Genomic DNA, 12,998 nt, shown 5'->3' with positions numbered 1-12,998 from the left:
AAGGTATGTTCCTCGGGATCGTTGTTGTTGGTCCCATACGGAGATGGTCTTCATGAAGAATGGCAAGAGCAAGCTCGTCCTTGTCGCGGGTGGAGCCGGCTTCCTCGGATCGCATCTGTGCGATGCATTGTTGAGTGAAGGCGCGCATGTGGTGGCTCTCGACAACTTCCAGACAGGCCGAAAGCAGAATCTCCGGCATTTGGAACGCGAACCCCGCTTCGACCTGGTCGACAGCGACATCATCAAGCCGCTTCCGGCGCGCCTGCGCTCCAAGAAGGTGAAGTTCGACGAGATCTTCAATCTCGCCTGCGCGGCATCGCCACCTCATTATCAAGCCGACCCCGAGCACACGATGCTGACCAGCGTCGTCGGCACCCATAATCTCCTGACCTTTGCCGAGGCCACGGGAGCGCGCTTCTTCCTGGCTTCAACAAGCGAAATCTACGGCGATCCGGAGGTGCATCCGCAGAAGGAAAGCTATTGGGGAAACGTGAATCCGACCGGACCTCGGGCCTGCTACGACGAAGGCAAGCGGGCTGCGGAAACGCTGACCTTCGATTTCGATCGCGCCGGCCGCGCGGATGTGCGCGTCGCGCGGATCTTCAACACGTACGGCCCCCGCATGCGCGCCGACGACGGGCGTGTGGTCTCCAACGTGATCTGCCAAGCGCTGGCGGGCGATGACATTACGGTCTACGGCGATGGTAGTCAGACACGTTCGTTCTGCTACGTCTCCGATCTCGTCGACGGCTTCATGAGGCTCATGGCCTACGAGGGCGCATTTCCGGGCGCCGTGAACCTCGGCAACCCGAACGAGCTTACCGTCGGCGACCTGGCGCAGAAGGTGCTGGCGATGACCGGATCCGCCTCCCGTGTGGTCTCGCGGCCGCTGCCGGTCGACGATCCGCGACGGCGCCGTCCGGACATCACGCTCGCCAAGCAAATTCTCGGCTGGTCGCCGAGGACATCGCTGGATGTCGGGCTGAGGGCGACCATCGCCTGGTTTTCCGACGAGCGCTCTGATGCCAGCAAGGCTCCTCGTGCTCCGACCATGCTCCACGGTGCCGTTGCGGCAAGGCAGTCCTAAAACGATTCTTCTTTCCCGTCAGACCAAGGGCGCCGGGATCACCCGGCGCCCTTTCCTGTTGTGTGTGTGGCTCAGGCCTTGGCGACGCCAACCGTGTCGGCCATCTTGGCCCCACGTGTGCCCAGAGGTTGCTGCGCCCCTTCCGTGGTATCCTTGACCGTCTGATGTTCCATCTCGGCATTGATCTCGGCGCCCAGCAGAACGATGATGCTCGACAGCCATATCCAGGTCATGAAGCCGATGACCGCGCCCAGGGACCCGTAGGTTTCGTTGTAGTTGCCGAAGTTGGAGACATACCACGAGAAGAGCATCGACGCGGCAACCCACAGCACGGCGGCCACGATTCCGCCCGGCGTCACCCATTTCCACTCCGCCTTGTCACGGCTTGGTCCAAACCGATAGATCAGCGACAGGCCGAAGATGACGCCGGCGAGCAGAATGGGCCAGCGCACAAGTGAAATCAGCCATTCCATGCCTTGACCAATGCCGATGAAGTTGAGAACGATCGGCAGGACCACGATGCCGCCCAGGGCGACGAGGATGAACAGAATGGCGCCCAAGGTGAAGGTGAGGGAGGTCAGGTTCAGGCGGATGAAGCTGCGCTTTTCCTCCTCGTCGTTGACGATGTTGAGAGCATCGAAAACCGCTTTTATCCCGGCATTGGCGCTCCAAAGCGACACCGCGAGGCCGAAGATGAAGCCGAAGCCGAGTGCGCCGCCCCCCTTCGAGGCGATGCGCTGTACCTGTTCTCCGATGATCTCGAGCGCACCCCCCGGAAGGACGCCGGACATGGCATTGAGATGATCCTGAATCGTGGCGGGATCCGCAAAGAGGCCGTAGATGGACACAAGCGCGGCAATAGCCGGGAAAACGGCAAGCAGAGCATAGTACGTGACGCCGGCCGCCACCGATGTGACCCGGTCCTTGCCGAATTCCTCATAAGTTCGCCAGAGAATATCCTTCCAGCCCTTGGCCGGAATGTCCGTCGGAGTGTCGGCTTCGCGTCCGCGACCTCGTTCGCCCGCGGCTGCGCGGGGATCGGCATGTTGCTTCTCGGTGAAGCCGGTATCCTTTTCCGATGAGGCCTGACCGGTGCGCCGCGCCGGTGCGCGCGCTCCAGGGGGCGCGGGACCGCGCTCTCCTCCGGCGACCAGTCTGACCAGAGCCCAGCCGACCACGACGGCGGCCATTGTTGCAATCGCTGAGGGAGGTCGGGCTGGACCCTGCTGAGCTGCCGGATTGTTTGCCATCGACGGACTGAACCTTTTTTTCACCACAAGCCAAGCGGAATGGCTTGGCTCATGCGTAAACCTCATTACAGACTCGACGGTTCCAAGTTCCCTACGGGCCAGGCTTCGTGAGGGGGCTGTGCCCGCATGAGCAACGCCCTAGTTCTATCCTGCGTAACCTCAAGCTTCTTTTGATTGGAATATTGCGGATGGCGGCATCGACGCGCTGGCTCATCAATCTTATCGTGTTGGTTCTGTCCTTTCTTGCAATTTCGGCAGAGTTCCCTCGCATCGCCCATGATGACGGCCTGTGGGATTTCGGCTCCTTTGTTGCCTCGGGCCGGGCTGCGGCTGAAGGGTTGAACCCTTACGGGATCTATCCGCTCACTCTGCATGTCGAACTGCCAGGCTTCGAATCCTGGAATCCCAATCTCAACCCGCCCATCTCGGCGCTTCTGTTTCAGCTCTTCGACGGGCCGGAGCCGCGCGCAGCCTTCGAGACATGGCGCTGGATCTCGATCGCGTTCTATAGCGCGGCGGTTCTTCTCCTCGTTTGGCGTTTCTGGAGTCCGCAGGCTCCGATCATGGCCCTCTGGACCTTCGCCCTCGCCGGGTTCTGGGACACCCTGTTTCTGGGCCAGATCTACCTGCCGCTCGCCTTCGTGGCCATCGCAGGATGGCTTCTTCTCGAGCGCGGGCAGGTTTGGGCAGCCGGAATCATGATCGGACTGCTGGTCTCGATGAAGCCCAATTTCCTGGTGTGGCCCGTCCTGCTGTTGCTCGCGGGCTCCTGGCGGCCGGCGCTCGCCGCGCTGGCCACCGCTGCCCTTGTCAGCGCCATTCCTCTGTTGGTTTACGGATTCGAGGTCTATCGGCAGTGGTTCGAGCTGATTGCGTCGGACAAGGAGCGGGCGTTCTTCCTTACCAATACCTCTCTGGCAGGTTTCGCGGCTCGCGCCGGCATGCCGCTCATCGGGGTGATCGCGAGTCTTGCGCTCCTTGGGGGGCTTGCGGCATGGGCGTTCTGGCGTCGGCCGAATGCCATGGCGGTAAGCGCCCTTGGACTGGTTGCGTCGCTTCTCGCTTCGCCGCTGGGCTGGGTTCACTACACCCTGTTTCTCCTGCCGGTTTTCCTGAGCCACTGGCATAAGCCTGCCATGCGCATCGTCACCTTGCTGCTCATCGTGCCGGTTCCCATGATCATCGACCAGTTCACGAAGCCAGCCTGGAACCAGCTCACCTTCGGCTCCGTCTACGGGTGGGCCATGGTGCTTTGCCTCGCCCTCCTTGCCGCCATGGAGATACGTCGGCGAAACGAGACATCGTCTGTCAGTGTTGCCCTATCGGGGCTGGGTGATGTCCGGGGAGCCTCCTGAAGGAAACGTCAGCCGCCGCTCGGGAGAATGTCATCTTCCCGATCGTCGGGGTCCGAGCCATGCGAGCGACTGACCGTCTCGGCTGGAGCTTCGCGGAGCCCATAGATCTTCCAGTCAGCCGTCTCTCCGACCAGTTCGAATTTGTCGCCGATGTATTCAGCATAGATCGCCTTGAGGCCCTCGGTCGTCGAGCCGTCCACGGGCCATTTGGGCTCCATGACGATCCGCACATCGCGAAACAATGTCTTTGCCGGAAGGAAGCTGTGTTCGTTGACCGTGCGGCCCCAATGATGCCAGGTGCTGTCTCCGGTTGGAGCTTCGATGCCGAGACCTGCGGAGAAGGGGCTGACGAAGTCCAGAACGAGCACGCGGTCCGTTTCCTGTTCCAGGCCCGACAGAGCACGCGCGCCATCGGCAATGCTGTCGAAATAGCGGGCGAACGCAGGATAATCCCCATCGTTCCAGAGCCGGACGAGCTTGACCTCTTCGAAATTCGGCAGGGGGGCGGCTTGTCCGCGATCCAGGCTCGCCAATCCTGCATGCAGTCCAAGGGCTGCCGCGTGCTGGAGGCTTCCCGGCAGCACGAAGGCGAAGAGCAGAAGCTGTGCGCCGGCGGTGAGGGAGCGGCGGTGCCCTTCGGAGGCCGGCCGATCGCTGCGGGCCAGGCGTTCGACCGCTACGGCCGCCCCCGCCACAAGGGTGACGATGCCTGACGTCTGGAAGTTCTGCATGATCAGCAGAAAGCCCGATCCCCCGCAAAAGCCGAAGAACAGAAGGTCCCGGGCGCTCCTGGTGCGCCAGAGAGCCAAGCCCGCGAAGGCGACGAAAATCGTGAAATCGGGAAGATTTCCGAAGAGGACCTGCGCGATCTGATCGATAGGTTTCAGGCTGCCGCTGACCTCGCCGGCGAGAAGGAGATCGGCGATATGGGCCTTCGTGCCACCCCAGAAGAGTTCGACGACGAGGCCGCCGATGGCGACGAGGCCGAGAGCGGTCAAGGACCAGAGGCGCTGGCGGGAGTCGAGGAGCAAGAGGATCAGAAAGCCGATACCGACGATCCCGTAACTGATCTTGATGTAGAGCATTAGGATCACCAGGAAGGTGGCACATGCCGCGTCGAGCCCATGCTGGAGCCGGCCGAACCCCTCCGGGCGCAGATGCATCACCAGCAGAAGGCCGAGCCCGGCCCACCCGATGCGGTTGTAGAACATCGCAAATGACAGGGCGCTGACGCTCTCGCCCAGATTGATGGGCACGGCGGCCACAAGGATGAGATAGACGCCGAGAGGCAAGGCGATCGCCGGCCGCAGGCGCGAGCTGAGGATATGCGCTGCCGGGAGTGCCAATGCGGCAACGATCACCGCCATTCCGACCGGCATCGCACCGCCGAACGTGCCGGACAGCCAGTATCCCAGGGCAGGGGCATAATACACGAGCGGGCCTAGGGCGGTGTGAAAGTCCCGATTGGGAACCTGGCCCGTGTTGATCCGGTGGATTCCATCGAGGAAGATGAAGAGATCATTGACGTACTTGGTCGTCACCGTCTGGCCGGGCCAGGCGAGCACGAGGGCGCAGATTGCGGCCACGATGATGACGGGCAGCGCGACAGGTGCTGCTGGGCGTTGCGTCCAAAATGTCATGGTCGAGATCCATCCCCCAGCCTCAACCATGAATGGGGATCCGTGTTCCCTGGAGGCGGAGCCTTGGCGGCAACTTCCTGGTTCTTGCGACGATAGACGGTCCAGCCGTCGCTCTCCTGAATCAACTCGAAGGCCGCATCGATATAGGACTGATACAAGGTTCTCAGCGGGATGTTGTTGATACCCCATTTGGGAAGCATCAGCACCTCCACGTCGGCAAACAGTTTTCCCGGAGGGGTGAAATGGGTCTCGTCGATGTTGCGCCCCCAGTGGAGCCATGCGCTGTCGCCGCGTGGGGGCGGAAGATCAAGACCTGCCGAGAAGGGATTCGAAAAGTCCAGCACGGACACTTTCGCAGGGCTCTGCGGCAGGCTCGTCAGGGCACGGGCACCATCCTCGATGGTCGAAAGATAGGTGTGCATCATGGTCTTTTCATCGCCCAGCCATGGTGAGATGAGCCGTATCTCTCCGAACCGGGGTAGATCGAAGGCTTGGCCGGCCCGCGACAGAGCCAGGGCGGTGTGGAATCCCAGGGCCAGGAAGCAGTGGAGAAGCGTCGGCAGGATCAGCGCCATGAGCAGGAGAGGGGATCCCGAGCCGAGCGACGGCTGTGTCCCGCTGCTGTCGGCCGGAGATGCCGGGAACCGCAGGAGCATCTGTGCCGCGACAGCAGCGCCGGCATGGATCGTCAGAATGCCCCACGGCTGCGAGTTCTGGCTCTGGATCATGAGACCCGGGAGAGTGCAGAACCCGAAGAACACGAGATCCCGCAGGCTGCGGGTTCGCCAGAGCACCAGAATCGCGAGAATGGCCAGAAGAGAATAGTCGGCCAGGTGCCGGAGGAAGGCGGACGCGAGATCAGCGATTCCGCGCGACCCACTCACTCGGCCTGTCAGAAAGAGATCATCGAAATAGGCCGCCGTGGATTGCCAGAAAGCCTCGATGACGAGGCCGCCGATCAGGATCGAGCCAAGAGCGGTTGCCGCCCAGCGGCGCTGCCGTGAGTCGAGCAGGAGAAAGACCAGGAAGGCGAGCGCCACGAGACCATAGGTGATCTTCGTATAGAGCATCACCACGATCAGCACCGTCGCGCAAAGGGCATCGAGGGAGTTCTGCCCTTGCATCGGCCGCACCGGCCGCAGGTACATGACCAGAAGGGCACCGAGAGCCGCCCATCCGATCCGATTGTAGAACATGGCGAAGGACAGCTCCGTGACGCTCTCGCCGAAATTCGTGGGAACGGCCAGGACAAGAATCAGGAAGAGCCCGTAAGGAATGGCGATGACCGGTTGCAGGCGCGAGCCGATCACATGGGCGATGGGTAGGGCCAGGAACAGCGTGATCAGGGCCATGCCGTACGGCATGGCTCCGCCCATGGTGCCGGATATCCAGTAGCCGAGTGCGGGAATGTAGAAGGAGAGCGGACCCAGGGCGGTATGAAAGTCCCGGTTCGGAACCTGCCCCCAGGCGATCCGGTGGGCGCCGTCCAGGAAAATGAAAAGGTCGTTCACATAGGACGTCGTGATCGTCAGGCCCGGGCCCGCCAACAGGCATGCAAAGAGAGTGGCGCCAGCCAGAATGATTCCCGCGGACAACCGCATTCCATCCGCGTGCGCGCTCATGAGGGATCCGCGGAGTTCATGCCGATCTTCGGCTGAATTCCCGGACGGCGGCGGTGGATCGTCCAGTCATCCGTCTCACGCACGCCTTCATAACGATCGGCGATGTATGAGCCGTAGAGCGTGATCAGACCCTCGCTTTCCGATCTTGCAGCGGAGTTATCCGCGGGAGGCTTGGGCACCATGACGACCTCGGCATCCGCCAGCAGGGTCTCGGCGGGAACGAAGGTCGATGCGTCGAGCGTCCGCCCCCATTGCAGCCAAGGCATGTCGCCTTCGGGAGGAGCCGCTCCGAGGAGCATGGGGAAGGGGTTGCTCCTGTCAAGGACGAGGACTTTGCGGCTTCCCAGACCCATCTCCGAGAGAGTCGCCACGCCCCCACGCAAGGTGGTGAGATACAGGTTGGCGGCATCGTAGTCACCCCATGTCCACAGGTTGGCAAGGCGGATGCGGTCGAGATGGGGCAGGTCGAGAGATTGGCCGGCCCGCGTGCTCGCCGAGATCATGTGCAATCCCAACGCGGCCGAGCAATGCACGATGGTCGGCAGAACAAGAGCCAGGAAGAGCAGCCGGGCGCCGGCTGCGGTGGACCATGCATTGCTCCCGGATCCCGGCGCGGCTTCCTCCTCTCGCCGCAGGATGGTTTCGGCCGCCACTGCGGCTGCGGCATGCAGAGCGATGATTCCCCAGGCCTGAAAGTTCTGATTGATGATGAGAAATCCCGCGACGGCGCAGAAGAGATAAAAGAGCCCTTCGCGAGGAGAGCGGGTCCGCTTGAGCGACAGGCCGGCGAACAATGCGAGGAGCACATAGTCGGTCAGGTTCACCAGGATGTGATCCGCGATCTGTCCCCATGAGCCGCGCAGGCTCCCTCCGACGTCGTGAGCCAGACGGAGATCGTTGAGGTAGGACAGGGACGATTGCCAGAGCAACTCGACCGCCAAGGAGGCGAAGACGATCAGCCCGAGAGCATAAAGGACCCAGCGTCTCTGCTGTCGATCCGTCAGCATGAACATGAGGAATGCGAGGGCGACGATGCCGTAGGTCGCCTTGGTGTAGAGCATCACCAGCGTCAGGGCCGTGGCGCAGAAAGCATCCGCAAGATCCTGCTTCACGCGCGACTGCCGCGGGCGCAGGTACATGATAAGCAGGATGCCAAGCGCCGCCCATCCGATCCGATTGTAGAACTTCGCGAATGACAGAGCCGTGATGCCCTCGCCCAGATTGATGGGCACGGCGAGAATCAGAAGCAGAAATGCACCGAAGAGAATGGCGATGATCGCATGCAGCCGCGAGCCGAGGACGTGAAGCATCGGTATCGACAGAGCAAGCGTGACGAGTGCCATCGTGACCGGCATGGCGCCGCCCAGGCTACCCGACAGAACGTATCCCGCGGCCGGAAGAAGATAGGTCAGCGGGCCGAGCGGCGTGTGGAAGTCATGGCCCGGAATCTGACCGGCCGTGATGCGATAGGCTCCGTCGAGAATGAGGAGCAGGTCGTTCAGATAGCGCGTCGTGACGGTCTGGCCCGGAAAGGCGAGAAGGATTGCGCAGGTTGCCGCCACCACGAGGAGGAAAGCCCGAACGGGGATGCGGCGATCCGACAAGGCTCTCATCGGCTGCTCTCCCGAATGCTAGAGGCGAAGGCGTTTGAAGATGCGCTCGGGAATGGAGCCGATGATCATCATCACGGGCCGCCAGACCGGGCGCACATAAACGACGTCGCTGCTGCCTTTCTCGGCCGCCGTGAAGATGGCGCGCCCGACCTCCTCGGCCTCCGCCGTGAGGACGGGAGGGAGTTTCATGCCGGCGGTCATTTGCGTTCGCACGAAGCCCGGCTTGACCGTGACCACACGCAGGCCCGCCGGAGCGAGGCGGTTTCGCAGGCCCGACAGGAACGCCGTGAAGCCCGCCTTCGCGGCGCCGTACAGGTAATTGGAGCCGCGCCCACGGTCGCCCGCCACCGAGCTCACGCCGACCAGGGTGCCCGACCCGCGCGCGGCAAAGCGTTCCGCGAACACGCCGAGCAGCAGCGCCGGGCCTTCGAAATTCGTGCGCAGGATCTGCGTTGCATGGGCGAGATCCTTCTGGCCACGCTGCTGGTCGCCCAGTTCGCCGACCACGCACACCACCGTATCGGGAAGCTGCGGGAGCCCGTCGACGAGGGCTTCGAAACCGCTGGTTTCGAGAATGTCGAGATGCAGAACGGCCACGTCGGCACCCGTGCGGGCCGCGATGTCGTCGGCGTTGCGCCGCGCTTCGTCATCCCGGCGGGCGGCCAGCAGCACGCGCCAGCCGGCCTGGGCATAGCAGAGCGCGGTGGCGCGTCCGATGTCGGACGTGCCGCCGACGAGAAGGAGAGTTCGAGGTGCGTTCATCAGATGCCGAGCCGTGCCGATAAGCGGGAGGAGATCCGGCCGGTCGCTCCGATGGCCCGCCGCAGGTCGCGGAAGCGGGGCAGTCCGGAGTAGCCGGCTTCGAAAGTCGCGGGTGATTGCCGCGCGTCCTTGGCGAGATAGAGCCGCCCCCCCGCTTCGACCACTGTCCTGTCGAGCTCGTCGAGCAACGGGAAGGCGGCGTCGCTGACGGGGAGATCGAGCGCAAGGGTGAAGCCTTCCATCGGGAAGGACAGGTCACCCTGGCTGGGGCCCATCTGCTTGAGGACCGCCAGGAAGGAGGCCAGACCCCGTTGTGCGATCCGCTCCAGAATGCGGCTCAAGGCTGGGCCCGCCTGAGCCGTCGGGATGACGCACTGGTACTGCAGGAAGCCGCGCCGGCCATAGATGCGGTTCCAGTCTCCGATGCCGTCGAGCGGGAAGAAGTACGGGTTCCAATGGACGAGAAAGGGATATCCGGCCTTCATCGCTCCGGCCCGGAAATACATCTCGTTGAAGGCCCCCACCGAAAGCCGGTTCAGGGCGAAAGCGGGAAGATCCAGGGGAACCGAGAGCCGCCCGGATCGCGCTGAGGGAAAGGCGTCCGCTGCTGGTTGCAGTGCCTCCAGGTCCCGGCGCGTCGCGTGCTCGGCTGCGAAAATCAGGGAGCGGCCGAGGGACCGGCCCTTGGCCAGGCAGTCGATCCAGGCCACCGAATAGGTGGCTTCGCCGCTCGCCCGCAAGGCATCGAGCGCCTTGTCGAGATCGGTCGCGACGATCGTCTGCTGGCGCATCCATCCGGTCTCGACGGGCCGCATGCGAAAGGTCGCCTCGAGGATCGTTCCGGTCAGCCCCATGCCGCCGATCGTCGCCCGGAAGAGATCGCCGTTCTCCGTCGATGAGCAGGTGGCGATGCCGCCGTCGGGTGACGCGAGGGTCAAGGATTCCACGTGATCGCCGAAGCCACCGTCCCGGTGGTGGTTCTTGCCATGCACGTCGGACGCGATCATCCCGCCGACGGTGACGAATTTCGTGCCCGGCACCACGGGCGGGAAGAAACCCTTCGGCACCATCACGTCGAGGAGATCCGCGAGCAGCAGGCCCGCCTCCACACGGATCCGGCCCGTCGAGGGATCGAATGCCCGGATCCGGTCGAGCCGGCGGGTGACGAGCGTCACCTGCTCGCCGATGGCGGCATCGCCATAGGCGCGCCCGTTCCCTCGTGCGACCAAACCGGTATGGGAGGTCATGAGAGGCGGCACTGCGGAGGGCGATGGAGGGGAAAGCACATCTGACGGATGCCGAGGGTATCGTCCCCACCCGGAAAGCTCCGTCATGCCTGCCGCTCCTTGAACACGAAACTCCGATCGAGCAGGAACTTGGCGGCATACCCCACCGCAAGGCCCAGCACGGCCCCAGTATACTTGGCGAAATCGGTCTGCCAAATCGTCCAGAAGGCGATCTCGAAGCCCCAGAAAACCAGCGTGGTCAACACGCTGAAGGCGCCGTAAAGACCGATCTTCTGCAGCTCCTGGCGGTGGCCGGCATAGCTGTCCTCGAAGACCCACTTCTTGTCGAGCACATACTTGAGAATGAAGCCGGCGGCCGTGCCCAGGAGAATCGAGACGCTCAAGGGGGTTCCCGGAACGAGGCGGATGCTCGCCTCCTGGGTGAGCAGGTTGGCGAGAGTCGCAAGGATCGCGAACACCACATACCGGACGAACATCGCCGGAGCCGTCGAGTCGGAACGGTGCACAGGGCCCGGGTCGCGCAAGTCTCGCCTCCGCGACATGATCATATGGCGGCGAGGACGAGGAGAGCCGTCGCGCCAACCGTCATCAGGCTGACCTTGTCCTTGACCGCGAACACGACCGGATCATCATCCATGAGACGGCGGCTGGCCAGCATCAGCGCGCGCGCGATCCAATACATCAGCAACGGCCCGACCAGCCAGAGGATCTGCGGGCGCGTATACAGCTCGTTGACGGCATCGCTGGAGATGTACAGGGTGAAGATCGTCACCGCATTGAAGCCGGCTCCCGCCGCGAGCGCTGCAACGATCTCGAGATCACTGTTCTTGTAGTCGCGGCTGGTCGGGTCGGGCAGGTTGGCGTCGCGACGGGCAGCAAGCTCCACATAGCGCTTGATCAGCGCAAGCGACATGAAGATCATCATGCAGAAGGCCAGGAGCCATTCCGACACCATGATGCCTGTCGCCACGGCGCCGCCGATCACCCGCACCGAATACAGCCCTGCGAGCGTGATGACATCGACGATCATCATACGCTTGAGGACGAAGGAATAGGCCGTCGTCAAGGCGAAGTAACCCAGCAGAACGCCTAGGAATCCAAAGGAGAGAGTGGCCGCTATCGCGACAGCGCCCAGGAACAGGATCGGGATCGCGATGACGCCGTGCATCAATGGAATGGCGCCGCAGGCCAGGGGACGGGTGCATTTGCTGCGGTGTCGCCGATCGTCTTGAAGATCGACGAGATCGTTGAGGATATAGATGCTGGAAGCGCACAGGGAGAAGGCGACGAAGGCCAGGAGCGCCTGCGCCACGGCCTCGACCGTAAAGAGATGGGAGGCGAGAAGCGGAATGAAGATCAGGGTATTCTTTGCATATTGATGAACTCTGAGCATTCTGGCCCAGGTCCGCCAATCAGGGCGAGAGCAGGAAAGATGCTCGACCTCCGATCGCTTCAGGGACAATTGCTTGCGGACTCGGGTCGGAGCCCGGATCGCAAAGACACGATCGGCTTTCTCCCAGACCGGCAAATCCGCTGCATCGTTGCCGACATAGTCGAAGCCTCCCTCGCCGAAAGCCTCGACAAGCTGCGCCGCCTTCCTCTCGCCGGCGAGGTTCGTGGTTTCGTTGGTGGCAAACCAACCCGTGAACAGGCCAAGGTGGCTAGCGACCTTGCTGACGAGCTTCTCATGGCTGGCGGAGGCGAGATAAACCGGCCGACCCTGCGCCCTTGCCGAACGGATGAGAGCAAGGACCTCCGGATCGTAGGGAAGCGTGCGGGGATCGAAATCGACCGGCTCCGCGAGCCGGTGCTTGAGGGCCGCCTTGCCGGACGCGAGGGCGCGCAGCATCCCGATGAGGGAGTGCGGGCGCCGGCCCAGCTCGGAAAACGCGGTCTCGATCAGGAGGTCCGATGCGATCAGTGTTCCGTCGAGATCGACCACGAGCGGGCGGCCTTCCGCCCGGTCTGGCGTTTCGACTTCGATGGTGTCCCAGCGATCCTCAGAATCCTCGTACGGCCTCTCGATCGAGTCACCATAACGGGCACGTTGGGCTGTATGGTGCAAGACCTGCGGCTTGAATTCATATTGCGCCAAGAGCCCGTGCTCCCTTCGAACGAACCTAAGAACGGTCGCCGGAATTCCGACGAGGTGTGGTGATGCGACCCCAAAAATAGTTAGGGCGCGGGTGCGCCACTTCCACTCTGCGATCCTCCCGGGCTCGGTGCCCGTGCAGCCAAAGAAGTCCGGCCGCTACGATCTTTCATCGCACATGTGGTGGCTGGACAGCGCATCGCGCCCCGGCGCAGTCCGATGAGCTGCGACTTGACCGCTCTTCAACAAGCGGGGCCGGCAAAAGTTGCAGAGGCTCGGCCGAATGACAGAAGGATCAAACATCTCGCCCCGGTGCGTAACAACGTTGGC

The 12,998-nt window shown here is 62.9% G+C and carries 10 protein-coding genes; 2 read left to right on the top strand and 8 right to left on the bottom strand.

Features of this window, described 5'->3' with window-relative positions; translation table 11 throughout:
- Positions 1-52: 52 nt before the first annotated feature.
- Positions 53-1,087, top strand: coding sequence for a UDP-glucuronic acid decarboxylase family protein (locus E4K09_RS23005; protein WP_134500020.1), 1,035 nt, complete (start codon positions 53-55; stop codon positions 1,085-1,087).
- Positions 1,088-1,158: 71 nt separating this feature from the next.
- Here the strand turns inward: E4K09_RS23005 and E4K09_RS23000 are convergent, their stop codons facing one another.
- A complete protein-coding gene (locus E4K09_RS23000) occupies positions 1,159-2,337 on the bottom strand; it encodes a YihY/virulence factor BrkB family protein (protein WP_134500019.1) in 1,179 nt (392 codons plus the stop codon).
- A 188-nt stretch (positions 2,338-2,525) separates the two neighbouring features.
- On the opposite strand from E4K09_RS23000, the gene E4K09_RS22995 reads away from it, so the two are divergent.
- Positions 2,526-3,692: a glycosyltransferase family 87 protein gene (locus E4K09_RS22995; RefSeq protein WP_134500018.1), complete on the top strand. Its 1,167-nt coding sequence runs from the start codon at positions 2,526-2,528 to the stop codon at positions 3,690-3,692.
- A gap of 8 nt (positions 3,693-3,700) precedes the next feature.
- Here the strand turns inward: E4K09_RS22995 and E4K09_RS22990 are convergent, their stop codons facing one another.
- From E4K09_RS22990 to E4K09_RS22960, 7 genes are read right to left on the bottom strand one after another with little or no spacing between them, the layout of a single operon-like run.
- Positions 3,701-5,332, bottom strand: coding sequence for a hypothetical protein (locus E4K09_RS22990; protein ID WP_134500017.1), 1,632 nt, complete (start codon positions 5,330-5,332; stop codon positions 3,701-3,703).
- Positions 5,329-6,954, bottom strand: coding sequence for a hypothetical protein (locus E4K09_RS22985; protein WP_134500016.1), 1,626 nt, complete (start codon positions 6,952-6,954; stop codon positions 5,329-5,331). The genes E4K09_RS22990 and E4K09_RS22985 overlap by 4 nt, the downstream gene beginning before the upstream one ends.
- The gene (locus E4K09_RS22980) at positions 6,951-8,567 is read right to left on the bottom strand and encodes a hypothetical protein (RefSeq protein WP_134500015.1); all 1,617 of its coding nucleotides are present in this window, start codon (positions 8,565-8,567) and stop codon (positions 6,951-6,953) included. The genes E4K09_RS22985 and E4K09_RS22980 overlap by 4 nt, the downstream gene beginning before the upstream one ends.
- Positions 8,568-8,585: 18 nt before the next feature.
- A complete protein-coding gene (locus E4K09_RS22975) occupies positions 8,586-9,329 on the bottom strand; it encodes an SDR family oxidoreductase (RefSeq protein WP_134500014.1) in 744 nt (247 codons plus the stop codon).
- Positions 9,329-10,663 (bottom strand): FAD-binding oxidoreductase, encoded by a 1,335-nt coding sequence (locus E4K09_RS22970; RefSeq protein WP_134500013.1) that lies wholly within the window; start codon positions 10,661-10,663, stop codon positions 9,329-9,331. Before E4K09_RS22970 ends, E4K09_RS22975 begins: the two co-directional genes overlap by 1 nt.
- A complete protein-coding gene (locus tag E4K09_RS22965) occupies positions 10,660-11,100 on the bottom strand; it encodes a GtrA family protein (protein ID WP_342211369.1) in 441 nt (146 codons plus the stop codon). The genes E4K09_RS22970 and E4K09_RS22965 overlap by 4 nt, the downstream gene beginning before the upstream one ends.
- Before the next feature lie 20 nt (positions 11,101-11,120).
- A complete protein-coding gene (locus tag E4K09_RS22960) occupies positions 11,121-12,671 on the bottom strand; it encodes a UbiA family prenyltransferase (protein ID WP_425293874.1) in 1,551 nt (516 codons plus the stop codon).
- Positions 12,672-12,998 lie beyond the last annotated feature (327 nt).

The organism is Microvirga pakistanensis, assembly GCF_004458765.1.
Classification (GTDB): domain Bacteria; phylum Pseudomonadota; class Alphaproteobacteria; order Rhizobiales; family Beijerinckiaceae; genus Microvirga; species Microvirga pakistanensis.
Note: the sequence above shows the minus strand (reverse complement) of the source record. Positions and strands in the feature narration are given on the sequence as shown.